16 protein-coding genes and 1 riboswitch are annotated in these 22934 nt (G+C 69.7%); of the genes, 9 read left to right on the top strand and 7 right to left on the bottom strand.

Annotation, left to right across the window (positions count from 1 at the left end; all coding sequences use genetic code 11):
• Positions 1-24: 24 nt before the first annotated feature.
• Positions 25-1455, bottom strand: coding sequence for an adenosylhomocysteinase (gene ahcY, locus GTZ93_RS15445; RefSeq protein WP_139920981.1), 1431 nt, complete (start codon positions 1453-1455; stop codon positions 25-27).
• Positions 1456-1546: 91 nt separating this feature from the next.
• A riboswitch (S-adenosyl-L-homocysteine riboswitch) is annotated at positions 1547-1619 on the bottom strand.
• 143 nt (positions 1620-1762) lie between these two features.
• Between ahcY and GTZ93_RS15450 the strand changes: the two genes are divergently transcribed.
• Complete coding sequence (locus GTZ93_RS15450; RefSeq protein ID WP_139920983.1) at positions 1763-3061, top strand: alpha/beta fold hydrolase; 1299 nt, start codon at positions 1763-1765, stop codon at positions 3059-3061.
• On the opposite strand, the gene GTZ93_RS15455 is transcribed toward GTZ93_RS15450, so the two are convergent.
• Positions 3062-3349 carry a hypothetical protein gene (locus GTZ93_RS15455; protein ID WP_139920984.1) on the bottom strand — a complete coding sequence of 96 codons (288 nt, stop codon included), beginning with the start codon at positions 3347-3349 and terminating at the stop codon, positions 3062-3064.
• 308 nt (positions 3350-3657) lie between these two features.
• Between GTZ93_RS15455 and GTZ93_RS15460 the strand changes: the two genes are divergently transcribed.
• The 3 genes from GTZ93_RS15460 (at position 3658) to GTZ93_RS15470 (ending at position 8406) form a co-directional block, all read left to right on the top strand.
• Entirely contained in the window at positions 3658-4959 is a 1302-nt protein-coding gene (locus GTZ93_RS15460) for an AHH domain-containing protein (protein WP_139920990.1), read from the top strand.
• 1 nt (position 4960) lies between these two features.
• Positions 4961-5545 (top strand): imm11 family protein, encoded by a 585-nt coding sequence (locus GTZ93_RS15465; protein ID WP_167548066.1) that lies wholly within the window; start codon positions 4961-4963, stop codon positions 5543-5545.
• Positions 5546-5625: 80 nt separating this feature from the next.
• Positions 5626-8406: a cation-translocating P-type ATPase gene (locus GTZ93_RS15470; protein ID WP_139920986.1), complete on the top strand. Its 2781-nt coding sequence runs from the start codon at positions 5626-5628 to the stop codon at positions 8404-8406.
• Between the two features lie 19 nt (positions 8407-8425).
• Here the strand turns inward: GTZ93_RS15470 and GTZ93_RS15475 are convergent, their stop codons facing one another.
• Positions 8426-9949 (bottom strand): glycosyltransferase, encoded by a 1524-nt coding sequence (locus GTZ93_RS15475; RefSeq protein WP_139920988.1) that lies wholly within the window; start codon positions 9947-9949, stop codon positions 8426-8428.
• A gap of 226 nt (positions 9950-10175) precedes the next feature.
• Here GTZ93_RS15475 and ppsA point away from each other — a divergent pair, with 226 nt between their 5' ends.
• Positions 10176-12512, top strand: coding sequence for a phosphoenolpyruvate synthase (ppsA, locus tag GTZ93_RS15480; protein ID WP_161662838.1), 2337 nt, complete (start codon positions 10176-10178; stop codon positions 12510-12512).
• Between the two features lie 7 nt (positions 12513-12519).
• Here ppsA and GTZ93_RS15485 read toward each other — a convergent pair whose 3' ends face one another.
• On the bottom strand, positions 12520-15018 hold the full coding sequence (locus GTZ93_RS15485; protein ID WP_139917618.1) for a sensor histidine kinase: 2499 nt from the start codon (positions 15016-15018) through the stop codon (positions 12520-12522).
• Positions 15019-15183: 165 nt separating this feature from the next.
• On the opposite strand from GTZ93_RS15485, the gene GTZ93_RS15490 reads away from it, so the two are divergent.
• Both GTZ93_RS15490 and GTZ93_RS15495 read left to right on the top strand, forming a co-directional pair.
• Entirely contained in the window at positions 15184-16482 is a 1299-nt protein-coding gene (locus tag GTZ93_RS15490; protein ID WP_139917616.1) for a universal stress protein, read from the top strand.
• A gap of 18 nt (positions 16483-16500) precedes the next feature.
• Positions 16501-17556, top strand: a complete 1056-nt coding sequence (locus GTZ93_RS15495) for a zinc-binding dehydrogenase (RefSeq protein WP_126934019.1) — start codon at positions 16501-16503, stop codon at positions 17554-17556.
• A 24-nt stretch (positions 17557-17580) separates the two neighbouring features.
• On the opposite strand, the gene can is transcribed toward GTZ93_RS15495, so the two are convergent.
• Entirely contained in the window at positions 17581-18255 is a 675-nt protein-coding gene (gene can, locus GTZ93_RS15500) for a carbonate dehydratase (protein WP_121754650.1), read from the bottom strand.
• 127 nt (positions 18256-18382) lie between these two features.
• On the opposite strand from can, the gene GTZ93_RS15505 reads away from it, so the two are divergent.
• Positions 18383-19693, top strand: coding sequence for a hypothetical protein (locus GTZ93_RS15505; RefSeq protein WP_139917614.1), 1311 nt, complete (start codon positions 18383-18385; stop codon positions 19691-19693).
• 70 nt (positions 19694-19763) lie between these two features.
• Here the strand turns inward: GTZ93_RS15505 and GTZ93_RS15510 are convergent, their stop codons facing one another.
• Positions 19764-20702: a hypothetical protein gene (locus GTZ93_RS15510; protein ID WP_139917612.1), complete on the bottom strand. Its 939-nt coding sequence runs from the start codon at positions 20700-20702 to the stop codon at positions 19764-19766.
• A gap of 117 nt (positions 20703-20819) precedes the next feature.
• Here GTZ93_RS15510 and rraA point away from each other — a divergent pair, with 117 nt between their 5' ends.
• A complete protein-coding gene (gene rraA / locus GTZ93_RS15515) occupies positions 20820-21317 on the top strand; it encodes a ribonuclease E activity regulator RraA (RefSeq protein ID WP_139917610.1) in 498 nt (165 codons plus the stop codon).
• A gap of 268 nt (positions 21318-21585) precedes the next feature.
• Here the strand turns inward: rraA and GTZ93_RS15525 are convergent, their stop codons facing one another.
• Complete coding sequence (locus GTZ93_RS15525; RefSeq protein WP_390624878.1) at positions 21586-22848, bottom strand: cytochrome-c peroxidase; 1263 nt, start codon at positions 22846-22848, stop codon at positions 21586-21588.
• Positions 22849-22934: the final 86 nt, after the last annotated feature.

The following is a 22934-nucleotide window of genomic DNA, read 5'->3' on the forward strand; positions in this document are numbered from 1 at the left end:
CGGGTGTGTCACGTCAGGACGCGCTTAGTAGCGGTAGGTGTCCTGCTTGTACGGACCGCTCTTCTGCACGCCGATGTAGTTCGCCTGCTCGGGGGTGAGCTCGGTGAGCTGGGCGTTGAGCTTCTTGAGCTGGAGCCGGGCGACCTTCTCGTCCAGGTGCTTGGGCAGCACGTACACCTTGCCCACCTGGTACTTGTCGCTGTGCGAGTACAGCTCAATCTGCGCGATGGTCTGGTTCGCGAAGGAGCTGGACATCACGTAGCTGGGGTGACCGGTGCCGCAGCCCAGGTTCACCAGACGGCCCTTGGCCAGCAGGATGATGCGCTTGTTGTCCGGGAAGATGACGTGGTCGACCTGGGGCTTGATCTCCTCCCACTTGTACTGCTCCAGGGAGGCGACCTCGATTTCATTGTCGAAGTGGCCGATGTTGCAGACGATGGCCTGGTCCTTCATCTTGGCCATGTGCGCATGGGTGATGACGGACTTGTTGCCCGTGGCGGTGACGAAGATGTCCGCCTTGTCCGCGGCGTAATCCATGGTCACGACGCGGTAGCCCTCCATCGCGGCCTGGAGCGCGCAGATGGGGTCGATTTCCGTCACCCACACCTGGGCGGACAGCGCGCGCAGGGCCTGCGCGGAGCCCTTGCCCACGTCGCCGTAGCCCGCGACGACGGCGATCTTCCCGGCCACCATCACGTCCGTGGCGCGCTTGATGCCGTCCACCAGGGACTCACGGCAGCCGTAGAGGTTGTCGAACTTGCTCTTCGTCACGCTGTCGTTGACGTTGATGGCGCGGAACAGGAGCGTGCCCTTGGCGGACATCTCCTGGAGGCGGTGCACGCCCGTGGTCGTCTCTTCCGTGACGCCCATGATCTTGGCGCTCTTGCGCGAGTACCAGGTCGAGTCCTCGGCGAGCTTGGCCTTGATGGAGGCGTACAGCTCGCGCTCCTCCTCGCTCTCGGGGTTCGCGATGACGGACAGGTCCTTCTCCGCGCGCTTGCCCAGGTGCATGAGCAGCGTGGCGTCACCGCCGTCGTCGAGGATCATGTTCGGACCCTCGTGGTCGCTGCCGGAGGGGCCAAACTCGAAGATGCGGTGGGTGAAGTCCCAGTACTCCTTCAGGGACTCGCCCTTGTGGGCGAACACCGGGGTGCCGGCCTCCACCAGCGCGGCGGCGGCGTGGTCCTGCGTGGAGAAGATGTTGCACGAGGCCCAGCGCACCTGCGCGCCCAGCGCCTGGAGCGTCTCCACCAGCACGGCCGTCTGGATGGTCATGTGCAGCGAGCCCGTGACGCGAGCGCCCTTGAGCGGCTGCTGCTTCGCGTACTCCTCGCGGATCGCCATGAGCGCGGGCATCTCGCTCTCGGCGATGCGGATCTCCTTGCGGCCCCAGCTGGCGAGCTTGAGGTCGGCGATGGCGTAGTCCTGATTCTGCTTCTGGGTAACCGCGGTCATGTGTGGCTCCGGATCCAGGTGGCGCGCCTGCCGGCAAGGGAGAGGCTTGGGCCCTGGAAAGAAAGGCCGCCTCACCCTCGCAAGAAACGCGTTCAGGTGAGCGCCGTTGGGTCAGTCGGCTTCGAGCCTGGGGCCGGAAAGGCCTCGCAACGCTCCTCGAAGTCGCGGGGGAAACTACGGGAAGGCGCCCTGAATTTCAAAGGGAGATTGCCTCGCTGGAGGCAGGCGGAAGTCGCACCTGGAGGTGTCCTGGCGCACAGGTGGAATTTCATTGAATCTTTGGATTCCGCATTTACCAGGAGTCCTGATGTCCGCCTTGCACCGGTCGCTGTGGGCGCTGACCGCACTCGCCGTTCTTCCCTCTGCTTGTGCCCACCGGGCGCCTTCGACGTCGTCCCAGGTGAAGGACGTCGACTGGGACGTGCGCGAGTTCTACCGGCCCCCCTCTCCGCTTCCGAATGAGGCGCCTGGGTTCGTGCTCGGCCACGAACCGCTCACGGGGCTGGCCGCGCTGGAGGGTACGAAGCTGAACGAGCGCGTGCTCTACCTGTCGAACAGCGGGGGACCGGGCGAGGCCCCCATCGCCGTGTCGGGCATCATCGCGGTGCCGGAGGGAGACGCCCCCACGGAGGGCTGGCCCGTCGTGACGTGGGCGCACGGGACCCTGGGCATCGCGGACAAGTGCGCGCCGTCGCGGGACGAGCTGGGCGCGTCCGCGCATTGGTACAACCAGGCCCCGCACCGGCTGCTCAACCAGTTCCTGAAGCAGGGCTGGGCCGTCGTCATGTCGGACTACGAGGGGCTGGGGACACCGGGACGGCACCCATACCTGCTGGGCAATTCCCAGGCCTACGGCGTGCTGGACATCGTGCGCGCCGCGCATGCGCTGCATGGAAAGAAGCTGTCGAAGAAGTTCGCCATCGTGGGGCACTCGCAGGGCGGACAGGCCGCGCTGTTCGCCGCGGCGAGGGCGCCCGAGCGGATGAAGGATGACGGCCTGGAGCTGGTGGGGGTGCTGGCCTATGCGCCGGCTTCCGCCATGGAGTTGCTGTTCTACGCGGGCACGGGACAGGAGAACCCGAGCCCCAACGCCGCGTTCATGCCCCTGTTCCTGACGGGCGCCATGGCGGGCAACCCCTCCGAGCTGACGCCGGAGAACATCCTCCAGACCGAAGCCCAGCGGTTGTACGCGAACGTCGACACGCAGTGCCGTACGGAGCTGAGCGAGACAGGCTCCTGGGGAGGCTTCATTCCGAAGGGGAACGTGCTCAAGCCGACCGCGCCCGTGCTGAAGCTGAGCGCCCAGCTCCGCGCGATGGAGCCCGGCGCGCTGACCATCACCACGCCCGTGCGGCTCGTCCAGGGTCGACAGGACGAGCGCGTCGACCCCCTTCAGACCGCGCGCGTGAGCACGGGCCTCATCGGCAATGGGGCCCAGGTGGAGTACTTCGGGTGCCCGGTGGCGGATCACTTCGGCGTGCTGGGGGATGACATCCCTGGCACCCTGGCCTGGCTGAAGCAGCGGCTCACCGGAGAGGCTCCTTCGGAGCCGGTGCTCAGCTCCTGCCAGCGCGTCGAACCGCCGCCCGGGACACCCGCCCGCTGATCAGAAGCAGGCCTCCACGGTGTCGTTGTAGTCGTAGTAGCGGCCGTGGACGCCGGACGCCGTCCAGGAGCCGTCGCATTCGCAGGTGTCGCGGCCCACCTCCACGGTCTTCGTGTAGTCGGTGTACCAAAAGCGGGTCCAGGACCGCGCGCCGTCGCAGGCGTAGATGATGCCCTGCTCCTGGCTTTCCAGCTCACCGCCGACGGAGGCCTCGTCGGCGGGAGCACCACCACAGGCGGAGACGAACAGAGCCGCGGCACCCGCGAACACCACGCGCTTCATTGACATGGGTTTCCCTCCCTCAGCGGACGCGCGCAGGCGCATCCGAGCGATGGAGGATCTCCCGGCTGCCTTCGGGAAATCAAATCCACACGACAATCGCAAACATCCAGTCCTGGCGAAATGCCGACAGTGCGTCCAATGACACGCTGGCCTTCAATCCCTGAACCCACCCTGGCAGGCTGGGGGCCATGACAGACCTCATCCTGACCGGTGCCTCCCATGGGATTGGCCATGCGCTGGCCTCGTCCGGAAACACGGGGCAGACGCTGCGCGGGCGTGGCCAGCTTCCCCAGGGTCGGCTTCGGGGGGTGTTTGTGCGCGTGGTGGGAGCTGTCGCGTTGTTGTTTTTTGTGGGAGGGTGTGCGACCACCCGTGTTGTCCACGTTGATATTGGAGACGGCAGGCAGGTGGTTCACGAATCCCTGGATGTGGATCCGGTCCAGGTGGGTGAGGACGAGTTCAAGGCGGCCCTCACGCAGCTCATCCTGGACATGCGAATGGATGTTGCCTTCCGCGAAACGGATGCGGCCGACCAACGAGGCGGGGTGCGGTCCAGGGCCCTGCTCGCGTCCTCGAAGGGACTCGCGGACGCTGGCTCGGGCAGCTCACCTGAATCGCTGTACGCGCGCATCTGTCCCGATGGGGACGACTGCTTGACCCTGGTGGGCGGGACGGGGCTGACGTTCTCGCGCAAGGACCGGACGGTGATGGCGCTCTCGTTCGCTCTCGACACGGTATGGGAGAGCGTCGGGGCCGAGGTCGGCAAGGTGCTGAATCCGGTGGCGCTCAAGGCCCTGGTGACCTCGGCCGCCCTGACCGTGCTCCTCACGATGACGCTGCCCGAGCCCGTCACCAAGGTGCTCGCGGTGGCACTGACGGCGGCGATGGTGGCCTACCTGGGCATCGTGCCCGTCTGGGAGATTGGCCGGGGCTTCGTGCACCTGTGGGACGAAGCGGAGACAGCAACGAGCGTCATCGAGTTGCAGGACATCGGACATCGCTTCGGCAAGGTGCTCGGGACCAACGGGACGCGTGTCCTGGTGCTGCTCGTTACAGCAGCCCTCGGTGGGAAGAACGCGATGGCGGCCCAGGGGCCCAGGCTCCCGGGCTTCTCCCAGGCCGCACTTCGCGCGCAGGCCGAAGGTGGATTCGGGCTCGCGGCTGCTATGAACGGCGGGGTGGGCTCCATCTCGTTGCCTGCTGCCGGTGTGCTCAACGTGGCGCTGGCTCCGGGAGCCGCGGCTGCACTGGCGATGTACGGTGAGGGGCGGTTTCCCGGTGACGAGACGGGGCCGGTTCACCACATCTGCACGAACAAGAACCTCATCTCCGATGCTGCCGGCGGTCCCTGGACGCCAAGGTGCGAGGAGGTCTTCAAGAAGGCCGGAATGACATTCGAAGATGCCTCGAACAAAGTGCGGCTCAAGGGGCACGAGGGGCCTCACCCTGAACTGTATCACCGAGCGGTGCTTCGGCGCCTTGATCGTTCTGTTGCGCGCTGCCGAACGACGGAGACCTGCCGGGCCAGTTTGATGGAGGAACTTGCGAAGATAGCCAATGAGCTTCTGACGCAGGGCTCCGACATGCGGAGTTTCATTGTGAAGGGAGAGAGGTGAGATGGAGCGCCATTTTTACTCGGTGGAGCTTGGAAATGTGCCGCATTGGCTCCTTGCTACGCCGACACGGTACTCAGGCGAGGCTTTTGACGAGCCTTGGATGTTTGTAGATGGTCGCACCCTCCCCGACCCTGGCCCCCTCAAGGCGCAGGTCGCCCATCCTGGCACCAAGCGAGACTTTGTATTCTCTTCGATTGAAGAAACGCCCACCGTCAGCGAAGCCGTTGCGAACGTCCTCAAAACACTGGCTCCCGGTGACGTGCAGCTTTTCCCGGTGTCCATTGAGGGAGATGCCGACCCGTTCTTCGTCGTCAATGCCACCAAGGTGATTGATTGCATCGACGAGGCACGGTGCCGGGAGGTGCATCACTACGACAAGGACGACCCCTCTCCTACCTACCCGGGGGAGTACAACTGGATCTACGGACTGCGAATCGACCCCTCGAAGACCGAGGGCGCCCAGGTCTTCCGGCTGAAGAAGTTCAAGGTTGCGTTCATTGTCTCGGAAGACGTCAAGAACGCCCTTGAAGCGGTCGGAAACCTGGGGGTGTCGTTCGAGCGCGTGACGGGCCTGCCTCCAACCTGAAGCGGGTGCACCGCCCAGTTGCTCGCCTCCCGCTGACGGGCAGCCCTGCCCGTGGCCAGCTTCCCCAGGGGAGGCACGCCATGCAGGAGCCGTCACAGCCAAGGAAGCAGGCAGGGCTTCGCGCCCCCGACGCGCCTCCCGTCCCCTGGCATGCACTTCTCCCGGACGCCGTGCTGGAACGGCTCTCCAGCGCGCCCCAGGGGCTGACGGAGGAAGCGGCCCGGGAACGGCTCGCGCGCCATGGTCCCAATGTGCTGGAGCGCTCGCGGCCGGACAGCGCGTGGAAGCTCTTGTGGCGGCAGATCGACAGCCCGCTCATCTGGGTCCTCATCGCTTCCGCGGGCCTGGCCATCCTGCTGGGCAAGGTGACCGACGGGCTCGTCGTGGCCGCTGTCGTGGTCCTCAACACCCTCATCGGCTTCGTGCAGGAGTACCGCGCGGGCCGGGCCATCGAGGCGCTCAACCACATGGTGCCGGAGACCGCGCAGGTGCTGCGCGACGGACACCTGCTGGCACGGCCCGCGGCGGAGCTCGTTCCCGGTGACGTCGTGCAGCTCGCTTCGGGGGACCGCGTGCCCGCGGACCTGCGCCTCTTGCGCTCCCGCAACTTCCAGGTGGAGGAGGCCGCGCTCACCGGTGAGTCCGTCCCGTCGAGCAAGCACGTCGCGGCCGTGTCCGAGGACGCGGAGCTGGGGGACCGGGCGAGCCTTGCCTTCGGTGGCACGCTGGTGACGTCCGGCACGTCCACCGCCGTCGTCGTTGCCACGGGCAGTACCACGGAGCTGGGCCGCATCTCCCATTTGATGGAGCAGGCCGCGGACCTCAGCACGCCGCTCACTCGGGAGCTGGCCCGGCTGGGCCGCGTCATCAGCGCGGGCATCATCGTGCTGTCCGCCGTGCTGCTCGGGGTGGGGATGTTCCGGGGGTATGCCTTCAGCGACGCGGTGCTGGTGGCCATCACCCTCGCCGTGGCCGCCATCCCGGAAGGGCTGCCCGCCATCGTCACCATCGCCCTGGCCATTGGCGTGCAGCGCATGGCGTCCCGCCGCGCCGTCATCCGCAAGCTGCCCGCCGTGGAGACCCTCGGCAGCACGACCGTCATCTGCACGGACAAGACCGGCACCCTCACCCGCAACGAGATGACCGTGCAGGCGCTGTGGACCTGGCGCGGGCACTACGCGCTCACCGGCGTGGGCCACTCCCCCCTGGGAGATCTGCTTCGCGCGGGGCGCCCCCTGGACGTGCCGCCCGACGACGTGCGCACGCTGCTCGTCGCGGGCGTGCTCTGCAACGAGGCCGACCTCCAGCCCCGGGAGGGACGCTGGGGCATGACGGGCGACCCCACGGAGGGCGCGCTGCTCTTCGCCGCGAAGAAGGCGGGCCTGGGCGTGACGGAGCTGCGCGAGCGGTATCCCCGCCTGGACGCCATCCCCTTCGAATCCGAGCACCAGTTCATGGCCGCGCTCCACGCGGGCGACCCGGAGCACTCCGAGCTCTTCATGAAAGGCGCCCCGGAAGTCGTGCTGCGCCGCTGCGGACCGGAGACGGACCGGGACGTCGTGCTGGCGGAGGTGGAGCGCATGGCGAGGCAGGGGCTGCGCGTGCTCGCCTTCGCGCGTAAGCGCATGTCCCGCGCGGACGCGCTGCGGCCCCAGGACGTGGAGGACGGCTTCGCGCTGCTGGGCCTGCAGGGGATGATCGACCCGCCCCGCGAGGAGGCCGTGGCCTCCGTGAAGGCCTGCCACGCCGCAGGCATCCGCGTGAAGATGATGACAGGTGACCATCCGGGCACGGCGGAGGCCATCGGCCTTCAACTGGGGCTTCACGCTCCAGGACATCCGGGCCTCACCGGCGCGCGACTGTCCGGCATGAGCGACGCGGAGCTGGCCGTGGCGGTGAAGGACACGAACGTGTTCGCGCGCCTGGCCCCCGAACACAAGCTGCGGCTGGTGCGCGCGCTCCAGACGCAGCGGCACGTGGTGGCGATGACGGGCGACGGCGTCAACGACGCGCCCGCGCTCAAGCAGGCGGACATCGGCGTGGCCATGGGCATCACCGGCACGGCCGTGTCCCGCGAGGCCGCGGACCTGGTGCTGACGGACGACAACTTCGCCACCATCGTCGCCGCCGTCGAGGAGGGCCGCCGCGTCTACGACAACCTGGTCAAGTCGCTCGCCTTCGTGCTGCCCACCAACCTGGGGCTCGCCCTCATCCTCATGCTGGGCGTGACGTTCTTCCCCTTGCAGGAGTCCGGCGGCGTGCGCGAACCGCTGCTGGCCATGCGCCCCACGCAGTTGCTGTGGATCAACCTGGTGGCCACCGTCACCCTGGCGCTGCCCCTGGCCTTCGAGGCGAAGGAGCGCCACGTCATGCGCCGTCCGCCCCGCTCGCCGGACACACCCGTCCTGAGCCACTTCGTGGTGATGCGCACCGGGCTCGTCGCGCTGCTGATGGCGGCGGGCGCCATCGGCCTGTTCCTCTGGGAGTTCGCGCGCCAGGGAGGCAACCACGGCGTCCCCAACGCCTGGGCCCTGGCCGAGGCGCGCACCATGGCCGTCAACACCGTGGTCAGTTTTCAAATCTTCTACCTGTGGCTGTGCCGCACGTTGACGGGCTCCACGCGCGAGGTGGGCTTCGCGAGCAACCCCACCGTGTTCGTGGGCATCGCCGCGCTGGTGCTGCTCCAGGCCGCGTTCATGTACGTGCCCTTCTTCCAGCGCCTCTTCGGCTCCGCGCCGCTGTCGCTGGGGGACATCGCGCGGTCGGTGCTGGTGGGCGCCTGCGTACTGCCCGTCGTGGGCCTGGAGAAGTGGCTGCGCTCGCGGCGGCGGGAGGTGGGCCGGAGCGTGAGCGCCACCTGACCGCGGCCTTTGGCGGGCCTCATCCGCCGCAGGCCTCCGGGCGGATGTCCAACCTCCGCAGCAGGGACGCGAAGTCGGAGAGGTGGCGGACGGCGGTGAAGCGGGCGCGCACCTGCTCGTGGGCCTGGGTGCCCAGGCGGGCCGACAGTCGCGGTTCCTCCAGGAGTCTCCGCACCGCTGAGGCGAACTCCGGCAGGCTGTCGGGGTCGCGCACGAGCAGCCCCTCCACCTCGTGGTGCACCTGGTCCTGGATGCCGCCCACCGCGCTCGCCACCACGGGCCGGGACTTCCACATGGCCTCCGTGACGGTGAGCCCGAAGCCCTCCTTCAGGCTCTTCTGCACCACCACGCCCGCGTGCCGCTGGAGCGCGTTGACGATGGCGGCGTTCTCCTCCGGGTCCACCATGGGCAGGCAGGCCAGGTGGACGCGCTGGCGCAGGAAGCGCGGCTGCTCGCGCCACGCCGCGACGACGGACTCGAACGTGGCCGCCCCTTCTGGATCATCCGCGACGGACGTCACCGAGGGGCCCGCGAGGACCAGCTCCGCGCGCAGACAGGGCGACTGCTTCAAGAGCAGCGCGAAGCCCCGCAGCACGCCCACCGGGTCCTTCAGCGGATCCCACCGCGACACCTGCACCACCAGCGGCACGTCCGGCGCGGGCGCGACCCCCAACCGCACGATGTCCGCCCCACGCGCCACCCGGGCCGGCACCCCGTCCGTCCGGGTGAAGACGGGCGCGGGGAGGTCCGGCGAGCGGCCCACCAGCCCGACGTGGCCCAGGATGGCGCTCGCGACGGCGGGTTCGAGGGGCTGGTTCTTCACCGCGAAGATGTCGATGGAGGGCTGGATGACGACCGCCCGGTCCGCCAGCATCGGCGGCACGTAGGCTGCCCGGGAGAAGACCGCGAGCCGCGCGGCGGCCAGCCCCGGCGCGAGGAATGCCCACGCCCGCTCCACCTCCTCGTTGGGCACGTCACACCCGATGTGGCAGCGCCACACCACCTGGGCACCCATGGCTGCGAGCGCCGGCGCCAGTCCCGCGGTCTGCGGGTCGTGCAGCAGGACCACGTCGCCCGGACGGATGAGCACGAGCAGCTCCTCCGCGTTGTCGCGAAGCACGTCCTCGTAGCAGGCGCGCTCCCTGGGCCCCAGCGGAGAACCATCTCCCCGGGAGCCGTGCAGCGCGTGGTGCAGCCGCTTGGTGATGTGGAAGAAGCCGGGCGTGCCCCGCATCACCATCCACCGAGTGTCCACGCCCGCCCCTCGCGCATAAGCGAGCAGCCCGGGCAGCATCTCCGCCACTCCGCCGCCCCGGGCCGTGGAGTTCACGTTCCAGAACGTGCGGCCCCTCATGCGCTCCCGGCCCTGCTCCGCGTGGGACTGGAGCGACGCCCACTCCGCCGCCGTGAGCCCCGGCCGGAAGCAGTCCAGCGAGCTGGCCTGGACGTGGACCTCGAAGGGCTTGAGCAGGGAGTCCGCGATGTCCGCGCGAGCGGCCTCCGGAACCTGCTCCAGGGAATCGGTTGCGACGACGCTGTCCATGGCCCTTCCCTCTCGGGGTCCTTGCACGCGGAACGTTTGGGGCCGGGACTCGCGGGCGCAAGGCTTGGGGGATGGCGGCGTGCGGGCACGCACGGGGCCCTTCTCCCGCCAGCGGCGGCCTGCGGTCCGATTGCGCAGGGCCCAGCTTCGAAGGAGCGCGGATGCGTGGCCCCGCTCGCGACCCTCGGGACGAGGCCCCCTCCCCACCGCGCCAGGAGCCCCGACCATGGACCCGTCCCTCCCCCAGGAGCCGCCCGCCCAGACGCCGGAAGCGCAACCGGCCCCGCCTCCCTCCATCCTCTGGTTCGACGCCCTGTCCCGGGAGGACGTGGACCAGGCTGGAGGCAAGGGCGCCAATCTGGGCGAGCTGACCCGCGCCGGGCTGCCCGTGCCTCCCGGCTTCGTCATCACCGCCTCCGCCTTCCATCACGCCATGGAGTCCGCGCGCCCCCGGCTGCATGAGCTGTGGAAGCGCGTCGACCCGGACGACCCCAGGTCACTCGCCGAGCACACGGAGGCCCTGCGCGGCGTGGTGCTCCAGGCGCCGCTGCCGGACTGGCTGCGCATCTACATCCTCGCCGCGTACCACCAGCTGAGGGAGTGCAACGCGGTGGCGGTGCGCTCGTCCGCCACCGCGGAGGACACCGCCACCACGTCGTTCGCGGGCATGCACGAGTCGTTCACCAACGTGGCGGGCGACGACGCGCTCATCGACCGGGTGCGGGCGTGCTGGGCTTCCGCCTATGGCGAGCGCGTGGTGGCCTACCGCAAGGCACAAGGGCTCACGGAGGAGCCGGAGATCGCCGTGGTGGTGCAGGCCATGGTGGACTCGGCGCGCGCGGGCGTCATGTTCACCATGGACCCCGCCAGCGGCAATCCGCAGCACGTCGTCATCGAGGGCGCCTTCGGCCTGGGGGAGGTCGTCGTGGGCGGCCAGGTGGAGCCCGACACCTACGTCGTGGACCGCATGGGCCCCCGGCTGCTGGAAGCGCGCGTGGGCGAGAAGGCCTTCCGGCTGGTGCGCGACGGCGTGGGCCGGGAGAAGCGCGAGGACCTCACGCAGGAGCAGGCCCGCGCGCGGGTGCTCACGGACGTGGAGGTGCTGGAGCTGACGCGCCTGGGGCTGCGCGTGGAGCGGCACTACGGCGAGCCCCAGGACATCGAGTGGGCGGAGCAGGAGGGCCGCTTCTACCTGGTCCAGTCACGCCCCGTGACGACCACGGTGGGCGCACCGGAGCAGCCCGCCCCGTCCGCCGAGACCTCGGGACGCACGCTGGTGGCCGGATTGGGCGCGTCCCCTGGCATCGCGTCCGGCCGCGTCCGCGTGCTGCGCGAGGCGCGGGAGGGCTCGCGACTGGAGGGCGGTGAAATCCTCGTGGCGCCCATGACCTCTCCGGACTGGGTGCCCACGCTGCGGCGCGCGGCGGCGGTCATCACCGACAGCGGCGGCATGACGTGCCACGCGGCCATCGTCAGCCGGGAGCTGCGCAAGCCCTGCGTGGTGGGCACGCGCACCGCCACCAAGGTCCTGCGCGATGGCGAGGAGGTCACCGTCGATGGCGCCACCGGCACCGTGCGCGAAGGCCGCGCCGCTGAGGCACCATCGGACACGCCCTCCAGGGCTCAGGGCCCCCAACAGCAGACGACCCTGGGGCCGGAGGCGCTGGGCACCCGGCTCTACGTGAACCTGGCCCTGCCAGGTCAGGCCCAGGAGGCGGCGGCGCTTCCAGTAGACGGCGTGGGACTGCTGCGGGCGGAGTTCATGCTCACCGAGGCCCTGGGCGGCGTGCACCCGCGCAAGCTCATCGCCGAGGGCCGGGGCCGCGAGTTCGTGGAGCGGATGTCCGACGCGCTCTTGAGCATCACCCGTGCCTTCCGGGGCCGCCCGGTCGTGTACCGCACCACGGACTTCCGCACGAACGAGTTCCGGGGACTGGAGGGTGGGAGCGACTTCGAGGCCACCGAATCCAACCCGATGATTGGCTTCCGGGGCTGCTACCGCTACCTGCGCGAGCCCGAGGTGTTCCAGCTGGAGCTGGAGGTCCTCGCCCGCGTGCGGGAGGAGACGCCCAACCTCCACCTGATGATTCCCTTCGTGCGCACGGCGTGGGAGCTGGAGGCGTGCCTGGAGGCCGTGGAGAAAAGCCCGCTGGGACGCCAGCGCGGGCTGGAGCGCTGGGTGATGGCGGAGGTGCCCTCCGTCGTCTACCGCATCCCCGAGTACGCGCGGATGGGCATCACCGGTGTGTCCATTGGCTCCAATGACCTGACCCAGCTGATGCTGGGCGTGGACCGGGACTCGGAGCTGTGCGCGGAGCTGTTCGACGAGGAGGACGCGGCGGTGCTGGACGCCATCGTCCGCATCATCCAGGCCAGCCGCGCCGCCGGCATCACGTCGTCCCTCTGCGGCCAGGCGCCTTCGAACCGTCCGTCGTTCGCGGAGCACCTGGTGCGCGCGGGCATCACGTCCCTCTCCGTGGATCCAGGGGCCGTCGGCGCCACCCGGGCGGTCGTCGCGGCGGCGGAGCGGCGGCTGTTGCTGGAGTCCGCCCTGCGCCGGTAGCGCGGCGTCAGACGTGCGCGCAGGTCTGCGCTCCGGCGGGCCACACCGCCGGGAGCGTGAAGGAGAACGTGCTCCCCCTGCCATGCGAGGTCTCCACGCCCACCTGCCCGCCATGGGCCATCACCAGGCCCTTCACGATGGTGAGCCCCAGCCCCGCGCCCTCCTTGCGCTTCGGCCCTGCCTGCCAGAAGCGCTCGAAGATGTGCGGCAGGTCCTCCGCGGGAATGCCGGGGCCCGTGTCGCTCACCAGGAAGCGGACCTGCCCCGCCTCTGGCTGGACGCGCAGGGTGATGCAGCCCCCCTCGGGCGTGAACTTGAACGCGTTGCCCAGGAGGTTGGCCAGGATTTGAGGCACGCGCTCCCGGTCCGCCAGGACGCAGGGCAGGTCCTCCGGAACGTGGGCCACCAGCCGGAGCGACTTCGCCTCCGCGAGCGCGCGGTGCTGCTCCACGGCCTCCTGGATGAGCGGCGCCACCGCCATGGGCTCGCGCTCCACCGACAGGACGCCCCCCTCCATCCGCGCCACGTCCAGCAGGTCCTGGATGAGCCGGTTCGCCCGATGGACGGACTTCTGGAGGGTGTCCAGGTGCCGCCGGGTGCCATCCCCGGAAGGCAGTGCCCTCTCCAGCATGCCGGCGCTGAGCTGGATGACGTTGAGCGGGGCGCGCAGGTCGTGGGCCACGATGCGCAGGACCTCGTCGCGCATGCGGCTGGCCTGCTCGGACCTTTCGAACAGGCGGGCGTTGTCCAGGGCGAGCGCCGCGCGGCGGGCCAGCTCCTCGGCCTGGGCCAGCTCCCGAGGCCCGTAGCGGCGTCCGGAGCCATACGTCGCGAGGATGAGGGCCCCCAGGTTGCGCTCCCGGCTGCGCAGCGGCACGACGATGACCGACCGGAGCCCCAGCAGGCGAAGCTGTTCCAGGTGCCCGGCGTCCAGCGCGGACGCCTCGAGCACCTCCGGTGGGACCTCGGGCAGCAGCACCGACTCGCCCGTGCGCAACACGAAGGCGACGATGCCCGCCGGGGGGAAGGGGTTCGGTCCGTACGCCGTGGTCAGCGCCTTCAGCCGCGCCGCGGTCCCTGGCTCCTGGGCCGCGCTCTCCACCTGCTGGAGGCGTCCGTTCCTGTCCAGGCTGGCCGCCACGCACCCGTCCGCCAGCGCCGGCACGGCGAGCGTCGCCACCGTGGCCAGCGTCGTCTGGGACGCCAACGACGCCGCGAGCCGCGGGCCCACGTCCGCCAGGAAGCGCGACGCCTGCTCCAGCTCCTTCCGCTCCGTGATGTCCTGCATCTGCGAGATGAAGTGGATGGGTCTTCCCCGCGGGTCGCGCACCACCGTGCCCCACACGATGACGGCGATGCACCGGCCGTCCTTGCGGATGTAATGCTTCTCCCGCTGGAAGGAGTCGATTTCGCCACGGCGCATCCGCGCGGCGTTCTCCTGGTCCACCGACAGGTCCTCCGGCACGGTGAGGTCCTGGAACGACCGGCTGATCAGCTCCTCGCGCGAGTAGCCGACCAGTTCGCAGAGCGCCGCGTTGACGTGGAGGAAGCGGCCCTGCAGGTCCACCAGCGCCATGCCCGTGGGGGCCCCATCGAACGAGGTCCGGAAGCGCTCCTCGCTCAGACGCAGCACGTCCTCCGCCCTGCGCCGGCTCGCGTCCAGCCGGGAGAGGGTGTTCGCGTTCCAGAAGGACACGGCGAGGAAGGCGGCCATGGTCACGAGCACGAAGAGCGACGTGCCCGCGGCCGTCCCATAGAGCCCCAGCCGCTCGCCCAGGAGCCGGACGGCCCCTGTCGCGGGCACGACGAGCAGGGCCGCCAGCAAAAGCCTCCGCGCCGAGTGGCCTCCCAGGTCGTCGCGCAGCAGCGCGTGCATCAGCCCCCGCTCCGGATGGACGGAGAGGATTCCGACCGACAGCGGCAGCAGGGCCAGCGCCATGGGAAGGCCCAGCAGCGTGCCGGCCCCTTCCGCCGTGTGCAGCGGCGCCAGCCCGAACCGGTGCTCCTGGTACAACCCGCCGATGAGGCTCCACGTCGCGAGTGTCGCGGTGAGCAGGGCCAGCCACCGCGCGGGGTGCCACCCCTGGCGCGTGCGGACATGCAGCATCCCGAGCGACAGCCCCGTGAGCAGCAGGCCCACCCCGCTTCCCTCGGCATGCCGGACGAGCACCTCGCTCCCCAGGAGGAAGGTCACCGCCGACAGGCTCCACCCCACCGCGCGCCGCCACCCGCGCGCCGTCCCGGCATGCAGGAGCAAGAGCGCTCCCCCCGCCGCGATGAGTCCCCAGGCATCGACAGGTGACGGCAAGCCGTCTTTGTTCGCAACGGGATTCGGAACGGCCAGGAGCCAGCCGCACAGCATGAGCGCGCCCACCAGGACCGCGAACATGCTCGCCACGGGCACGGACATCGCGAGCACGCGCGCGAGCCGCGGCGGTCCCCCTGGACGGGCGCGCGCAACGTCCAGAGGCCAGGACAGGCGGCTGACCGGAACAGGGATTCGCATGGCACCCCTGAGAGAACCTGGGGTTCGGCGCGGGGCCCGGCAATGCGTCCTGCCTCCATGAGCGAGGAGAAACCGCGAGCGGCCCGGCACGCGCCGCGCCTCCTCCCTTCCTCCACGGCGGGTGGCTCGGCGCGGTGACTACGTTCAAGCCAGGGGGAGGCCGACATGAACATCGCGTGCACCACCAATTTCTCGGATGCCTCCCGGCGCGCGTGTGAGACAGCGGCCCTGCTCGCCCGGCGGATGGACGCCTCGCTGCTCGTGGTGCATGCCCTGCCGGGCAACGTGGCGCGGACCTTCGGTGAGCGCGCTCGCGAGGCCGTGCAGAGCGCGCTCCAGGAAGAAGCGCGGAGGCTGGAGACCGTGTCCGGAGTCAGCGTCGAGCCCGTCGTGCTCACCGGTGAGGCGGAGAAGACCCTGAGCGCGCTGGTGACCGAGCGCGACCTGAAGCTGGTGGTGTCCGCGGCGCCTCGCGAGGAGACGCCCTTCCTGGGCCTGGGCGGCACGGTCGACCGGATGGCGCAGGCGCTGACCGTGCCCTTCCTGGTGGTCCGCGAAAGCGAGGCGCTGGAGGCGTGGGCGCGCGGCGAGCGGCCCCTGCGGGTGATGGTGGGCCTGGACCGCTCGCGCCCCTACGAGGTCGCGCGGGATTGGGTGAAGGCGCTCTCCCACTTCGGGCCGCTGGAGGTGGTGGGCGGCCGCATCTTCTGGGTCTCCGAGGAGGCGAAGCGGCTGGGGCTGGTGCACCCGCGCAGCTACAAGGACGTGTCGCTGGACCTGCGGGAGGCGTTGGAGCGGGAGGCGGATTCGCTGCTGGAGCCACTGCGCATGCCTGGCGTGACGGTGCGGGCGCGGCTGGAGCCGGGGCTGGGCCGCGTCGCGGACCACCTGGTCGCGCTGGCCGAGGAGGAGCACGTGGACGTGCTGGTGGTGGGCACGCACCACCGCAAGGCGCTCGCGAGGTTGTGGAGCGTGTCGCAGCACGCGCGGCGGCTGGCCTCCATGTCCGTGGTGAGCGTGCCGGTGCTCACCGCCGAGCAGGGCGCGGTGAAGGAGCCGCCCCGGGTGCGCGCGGTGCTGGCCACCACGGACTTCACGGAGCCGGGGGACCGCGCCGTCGCCTACGCCTTCGCGCTCACGCCGCCCGGAGGCACCGTGCACCTCTTGCACGTGGAGCCAGCGGACGCGTCACCCGAGGCCGTCCAGGCCGCCCGCCGTCAGTTGGAACTGCGGGTGCCCGAGACGGAGCAGGAGGGGCGACACAAGGTGGAGCTATCCGTGCTGAAGGGCGATGACGTGGCGGGGGTCATCACCCAGGCCGCGGAGCGCTACTGCGTGGACCTGCTGTGCCTGGGCACGCACGGCCGCACGGGCGTGAGCCGCGCGGTGCTGGGCTCGGTGGCGCAGCAGGTGATGGCCCGCAGCGACCGGCCCGCCGTGACGGTGCGCATGCCGCGCGCCTGAAGACAGACGAGGTGAGCCATGAAGGCAACCGTGTTCCAAGGCACCCAGAAGGTGGGCGTGGAGGAGGTGGAGCGACCGAAGGCGGGCGCGGGCGAGGCCATCGTCCGGGTGACGCTCACCACCATCTGCGGCACCGACGTGCACATCCTGCGCGGCGAGTACCCGGTGAAGCCCGGCCTCACCGTGGGCCATGAGATGGTGGGCGTCATCGACGAACTGGGCCCGGGCGTGACGGGCTACCAGGTGGGGCAGCGCGTGCTGGTGGGCGCCATCACGCCGTGCGGCCAGTGCCGGGGTTGTCTCTCCGGGCACGCGTCCCAGTGCGGCCACGGCCAGGGCCTGGAGGCGGCGGGAGGCTGGCGCCTGGGCAACACGATGAACGGCGTGCAGGCGGAGTACGTGCGCGTGCCCTTCGCGCAGGCGAACCTGGCCCCCATTCCTGACGAACTGAAGGACGAACAGGTGCTGCTCCTGGCGGACATCGCTTCCACGGGCTTCAGCGGCGCGGAGTCCGGCGGCGTGAAGATTGGGGACGCGGTGGTGGTGTTCGCGCAGGGGCCCATCGGCCTGTGCGCCACCGTGGGGGCGCGGCTCATGGGCGCGTCGCTTGTCATTGGCGTGGACGGGGACGAGACGCGTCTGTCCATGGCGCGGAAATTGGGCGCGGACGTGGTGCTCGACTTCCGGAACCAGGACGTGGTGGCGGAGGTGAAGCGGCTCACCGGCGGCGGCGTGGACGTGGCCATCGAGGCGCTGGGCACGCAGCAGACCTTCGAGAGCGCGCTGCGCACGCTCAACCCCGGCGGCACGCTGTCCAGCCTGGGCGTGTACTCCGGGAAGCTGCAAATGCCCTACGACGCCTTCGCGGCGGGGCTGGGGGACCACCGCATCGTCACCACGCTCTGCCCGGGCGGAAAGGAGCGCATGCGGCGCCTGATGGAGGTGGTGCGCGCGAAGCGGGTGGACCTCACGCCGCTGTTCACCCACCGCTTCCAGCTCAAGGACATCCGAGAAGCGTATGAGCTGTTCAGCCAGCGCAAGGACGGAGTGCTCAAGGTCGCCATCCGGCCTTGAGCGGACGGGCTCGCGGCGGTGCGCCTACCGTGCCGCCGCGTAGCGCGCGAGGCTTGAGGGCAGCTTCGCGGCCAGCTCGTCCGGGCCGCTGAGCGTGAGGCCCAGGTCATGGACGAGGCCGTCGTCCACGCTGTAGACCCACCCGTGCACGGTGAGCGGCTGTCCGCGCTCCCACGCATCCTGCACGATGGTCGTCTGACACACGTTCTGCACCTGCTCCAGGACGTTCAGCTCGCCCAACCGGTCGTGCCGCTCATGGGGCGGGAGTGATTCAGGCAGGAGCCGCTCGTGCTTCTGGTGCACGTCCTGCACGTGGCGCAGCCAGTTGTCCGCCAGCCCCACCCGCTTGCGCTCCATCGCCGCGCGCACGCCGGAGCAGCCGTAGTGGCCACAGACGATGATGTGCCGCACGCGCAAGAGGTCGATGGCGAACTGCAACACCGACAGCGCGTTGAGGTCGGTGTGCACGACGACGTTCGCGATGTTGCGGTGGACGAACAGGTCCCCGGGCATCAGGTTGACGATTTGATTCGGTGGCAGGCGGCTGTCGGAGCAGCCAATCCACAGGTACTCGGGCGACTGGCGGCTGGCCATCTTCCGGAAGAAGTCGGCGTCCTTCTCCACCATGGAGGCGGCCCACTCGCGGTTGTTCTGGAACAGCACGTCCAGCGTCGGGTCGCCCGCGTTTCGGTCGGTCATCCACCGGAGTCTAGCGAGCCGGAAGTGCCCTCCGGAGGCGTTTTCCTCCGAGCCCAGAATATGCGTGCGGCCCGGCGTACTCCCCCTGCAGGCGGCCTTCGCCGCTGGCTTGTTCAGGGGGACCCCCATGCTGCAACACCTGCTTCGCTTCCCGCGGCTCCTTCCTTTCGTGGCGGCCTCCGTCCTGGCCGCCTGTGGCGGTTCGGAGGATGACCCCGGCGACGGCCCCGGGCCCGGCGGCCCCTGCGTCCGGAACATCTCCAGCAACCTCACCACCGCGACGACCTGGGAGCCGGGCACGCAGCAGTGCACCTACGCGGTGACGGGCGTGGTGGAGGTGAGTGGGGCCCTCACCCTGGCGCCGGGCACGGTGGTGCGCTTCGGGCCGGACGCGGGCCTGCTCATCATGCCCACGGGGTCCCTCAACGCGGTGGGCACGGAGGCCGCGCCCATCACCTTCACGGGGACGACGGCCACGCCGGGCTTCTGGAAGGGGCTCGCGTTCAAATCCAACACCTCCGCGAACGTGCTGGAGCACGTGGTCATCTCCTACGCGGGCAGCGAGGACGCCTTCTGCTGTGACTACTTCCATGGCCCCGCTGGCAGCCTGGAGGTCCGGGCCGCCGTGGTGGTGGGCTCGCTGCTCCAGGACTCCGTCAGCCAGGTGCGCATCGCGAACACCACGGTGGAGAAGAGCGGGACGCTGGGCCTCTTCGCCTTCAACCGGGCGCGGCTGCCGGGCTTCTCGAAGAACCTCTTCCGGGGGAACCTGGGCGCGCCCGCGACCGTGAGCCTGTCCATCGCGAGCGCGCTGGATGGAACGACCGTCTACTCCGGCAACAGCGCCACCAACCCGGCGGCCAACGGCGACAACACCGTCCACCTGCTGGCGGCGCCGGAGGGTGACCTGGCGATCGCCCAGACGTTGCACAAGCTGGACGTGCCCTATGGCGTCTCCACCGGCATCCCGGACACCCTCGTGGAGTACGCGGGCGCGCTCACCGTGGAGCCAGGGGTGCGGCTCCAGTTCGAGGCGAAGTCCGGGCTCCGCATCACGGAGACGGGCTCCCTGGTGGCGCGAGGCACGGCGGCGGACCCCATCGTGTTCACGGGCCGGACGGAGACGCCGGGTTACTGGAAGGGCATCGCCATCCGCTCCCTGGACGCGAACAACGTCATCGCCCACGCGAGGGTGAGCCACGGCGGCTCGGACCCCTTCTGCTGCGACGCCTTCACGAACGCGGGCGACATCCAGGGCAACATCGTCCTGGGCGGCAGCGCGGGCCGGGGCCGGTTGCAGCTCTCCGACTCGCTCGTGTCCCAGGGCACGGGGTGGGGCGTCTTCGTCTTCAAGAACTCCACCTTCACCCCGAGCGCCAACACCTACGACGGCAACACCGGCACCGTGGGCTACGAGAGTCCCCCCTTCGCGCCCTGAAGCCGCGCCTCCAACACGGCCTCAGGGGCCGCGCGCCGTTCCAGCGAGGAACGGCGCGCGGCGGTGGGTGCTACTGCGGCGAGAACGTCCCGTTGCTGACGTCGCCGTAGATGCTTGGTGACGAACCGCCCGAGAAAACCGCGTTCGCGGTAAATGGAAAGGACTGCAACAGCGGATATCCTTCCGAGTCCACTCCGATGGAGATCGGCTGGGGATTCAGCTCGAACCGGGCGTGCTGCTCGACGTTCTCCAGGAGGATCGTCCCCAGGAAGGTGGCGGACGGGCCCGAGGAGTACGCCCCCATGAAGAGGTTCATCGAACGACCCTGGAGAGCGGGGACGAACTGCTGCATCACCACCGCCGGGACCGCGCCTCCCAGTTGGAAGGTCACGGGCGACGTCTGGATCTGTACGTCCTTGGTGCTGTACTCGTTCGACCGCGTGACCGTCGCGGACTCGAAGCTGATGACGAAGGGGATGCTCTTCTCGCTCAGCTCCGTGAAGATGTCCGGAGGATCGCCGGGAAAGGGCTGGTAGCGAGGCCCGAAGTCAATGGTTCCGGAGATCCAACCGCCAGAGTCCACGCTGATGCCCACGTCGGCAGTGGCGTCTCCCGGCACCTTGAAGAGGAAGCGCACCGGGCGCGTCTCCCCCTCGCCCAGGGTGAACGCCATCGGGTTCGGAGACACCAGCGTGACGGGCACCGTGATGCCCGGCGCGTCCGTGCGCTCCACGTGCCATTCACCGTTCATCTGGATGGAATACGTCCCCGCCATGAGCGCCAGGCTCACGGACTCCGCGGACGTATCCGTGATGGTCGCGTTCTGCGGCCCCGTGATGGCGAACGTCGCGCCCACCAGCTTGTAGCTGCGCCCCGCCGACGTCGACACCAGCGGCAACTCCAGCAGTCCCTCGCCCTCGCGAATCACGGGCGTGGACGATTCAGACACCTCACCACACGCAAGCGCCAGCAACGCAATCGCGCTCACGAACCACTTCAGCCTTTGCATGGACTTCCCCCTCAGGAAGACGCCGACGATAGGATTTCGAACATTGCACGGTCAAGACGAGCGGACCCGCACGCGCAATCACAGCCACACCCGGCCGGCGCGTGCATCTTACGGATCATGAGCGCCCCCCCTGACATCAAGACCGCCGACCTCTGTGACGCCCACTCGGGAACTCCGCAATTCCAGGTCGCGGAGCCGGGATTCCTGGACTACGGCGGGCGCCGGAGTTTCTTCGGACCCATCAGCACCGTGCGCGCGCCGGAGGACAACTCCCTCGTGCGCAAGGCATTGGAGGAACCCGGCCTGGGCCGCGTGCTGGTGGTGGATGGCGGAGGCAGCCGCCGCTGCGCGCTCGTGGGTGACGTGCTCGCGGCCCTGGGTCAGAAGAACGGATGGGCGGGCGTGGTGGTCAATGGCTGCATCCGCGACGCGGAGGAGGTGGGTCGCACCGACATCGGCGTGAAGGCGCTGGGGACCCACCCACTCAAGAGCGGCAAGCGCAACGAGGGCCAGCGCGACGTGGAGGTGCGCTTCGCCGGCGTCACCTTCGTCCCCGGTCACCACCTCTACGCGGACGCGGACGGCATCGTCACTTCGCAGAAGGCCCTGCGCTGACCTTCGCCCTCCCCTTCCCGGCCACACGGAGCGCGGCGTCCCCGCGAGGGTGCGCAGCACCCACCAGCGCGCCCCCTGGAGGTGGGCAGGATCCCCCTCAATCGCAACCCGGAGAACGTCTTCGCGGAGGTGGAGCAGCCGGGCTCAGGTGAGCCGCGAGGACATCATCCCCCGGGCCCTCGCCCACTTCCGCGCAGCGGATGAAGACTGCGGCTCGCGCATCGCCAACTCCGTCCAGCAGACGCGCCGCGCGCGATGAGCCTCCCTGTCACTGGAAGTAGCCATCCGAGAGCGTGCGCAGGAAGGCGACGATGGCCTGCTCCTCCTGGGGTGACAGGCCCAGGTTGCCCAGCTCCCGCGTGTTGATGTTCAGCCCCACCTCCGGCATAGGCCAGCAGTCCACGCCAGGAATCCCAGACGCGCTCCCCGTGCAGACCGGCAGCACGTCACGCGTGTTGTAGAAGTGGACGATGGACTCCAGGCTCTTGAAGTAGCCGTTGTGGGCATAGGCCTTGGTGAAGCCAGGGAAGGGGCGCTTGTCCACGTTGCGCAGGGTGGGAACCTTGACCTTGCCCAGGTTGGCGCGCGCAAAGGGCGCGTAATCCTGGCGCGTCTGGAGGAAACCCCCAAGGCCCGGGTCGATCCAGAAGGGTCCATCCGGGTTGAACTGGAGCTGCCAGTACCAGGGATTGAGCAGGTTGCGCGGCACGCCCAGGTTCTCGAAGGTGTAGTCGGTGAAGAGCGGCGGCTCGCCGCCCGGGCCGCGCTGGCTCGTGTGGCAGTTGTCGCATTGGGCCTTGCCCTCGAAGAGCTTCAGGCCCCACTGCTCCTGCGAAGAGAGCCGCGCGCGGCCCGCGAGGTAGGCATCGTACTTCGAGGAGAAGGCGTTCACCTCGCGAGAGCCCTCGTACGCGGCGATGGACCTCGCGATGTTGTCATAGGCGCGCGGCACGTCGCCGCAGATGCGGGCGCCCCAGACGGCCCGGAAGAGGTCGCCGTAAGGGCCGCCGCAGACCTTGGCCACCACCGCGGCCTCGCTGGGGTTGTTCTGCTCCACTGGGTTGAGGAAGGGGCCCTGCGCCTGATCCGCGGCGGGGTTGCCCAGCTCCTCGCCGGTGGCGCGTCCGTCCCAGAAGTTGCCGCCCACGAAGTCGGGCTGTCCTGGCGTCACCAGGTGGAGGATGGGAGCCTGCGTGGCATAGGCGGACGAGGGCGGCTTGCGATTGCCGAAGCGCCCCCGCACGGCGCCTTCATAGACAGAGCCGGTGAGGTTGATGAGCAGGCTAGGGCCTGTCCAGCCCACCTCGGGGCCATGACAGACGGCACAGGCCTGGCCCATGGGCTCGGAGAGCCGGCGGTCGAAGAAGAGCAGCTTGCCGAGCCGCTCCACGGGCTTCAGCCGGCCGGACGCCGACGGGGTCTCCTCGCGCAGCGTGGCCTCGAAGATGGCCGAGGCCAGGAGGGATTCGGTCGTCTCCGGCGACTTCGCTTCATCCGTGTCTCCGCTCGCGGGAGACTTCAATGACAACACTCCCGGGGCAGGAGCGACTTCGCACGCCAGTGGCCCTCCCAGCGTCAGCAGCAGGAACAATCTCCACCATGACCGTGACCCGTGCA

The sequence above is a fragment of the Corallococcus exiguus genome, from assembly GCF_009909105.1.
In the GTDB taxonomy this organism is placed as follows: domain Bacteria; phylum Myxococcota; class Myxococcia; order Myxococcales; family Myxococcaceae; genus Corallococcus; species Corallococcus exiguus.

Coding starts and splice junctions, on each gene's coding strand:
- GTZ93_RS15505 (WP_139917614.1), top strand. CDS start 18,383: ATGCTGCAACACCTGCTTCGCTTCCCGCGGCTCCTTCCTTTCGTGGCG.
- GTZ93_RS15475 (WP_139920988.1), bottom strand. CDS start 9,949: ATGGACAGCGTCGTCGCAACCGATTCCCTGGAGCAGGTTCCGGAGGCC.
- GTZ93_RS15470 (WP_139920986.1), top strand. CDS start 5,626: ATGCAGGAGCCGTCACAGCCAAGGAAGCAGGCAGGGCTTCGCGCCCCC.
- GTZ93_RS15450 (WP_139920983.1), top strand. CDS start 1,763: ATGTCCGCCTTGCACCGGTCGCTGTGGGCGCTGACCGCACTCGCCGTT.
- GTZ93_RS15490 (WP_139917616.1), top strand. CDS start 15,184: ATGAACATCGCGTGCACCACCAATTTCTCGGATGCCTCCCGGCGCGCG.
- ppsA (WP_161662838.1), top strand. CDS start 10,176: ATGGACCCGTCCCTCCCCCAGGAGCCGCCCGCCCAGACGCCGGAAGCG.
- can (WP_121754650.1), bottom strand. CDS start 18,255: ATGACCGACCGAAACGCGGGCGACCCGACGCTGGACGTGCTGTTCCAG.
- rraA (WP_139917610.1), top strand. CDS start 20,820: ATGAGCGCCCCCCCTGACATCAAGACCGCCGACCTCTGTGACGCCCAC.
- GTZ93_RS15510 (WP_139917612.1), bottom strand. CDS start 20,702: ATGCAAAGGCTGAAGTGGTTCGTGAGCGCGATTGCGTTGCTGGCGCTT.
- GTZ93_RS15465 (WP_167548066.1), top strand. CDS start 4,961: ATGGAGCGCCATTTTTACTCGGTGGAGCTTGGAAATGTGCCGCATTGG.
- GTZ93_RS15495 (WP_126934019.1), top strand. CDS start 16,501: ATGAAGGCAACCGTGTTCCAAGGCACCCAGAAGGTGGGCGTGGAGGAG.
- GTZ93_RS15455 (WP_139920984.1), bottom strand. CDS start 3,349: ATGTCAATGAAGCGCGTGGTGTTCGCGGGTGCCGCGGCTCTGTTCGTC.
- GTZ93_RS15485 (WP_139917618.1), bottom strand. CDS start 15,018: ATGCGAATCCCTGTTCCGGTCAGCCGCCTGTCCTGGCCTCTGGACGTT.
- ahcY (WP_139920981.1), bottom strand. CDS start 1,455: ATGACCGCGGTTACCCAGAAGCAGAATCAGGACTACGCCATCGCCGAC.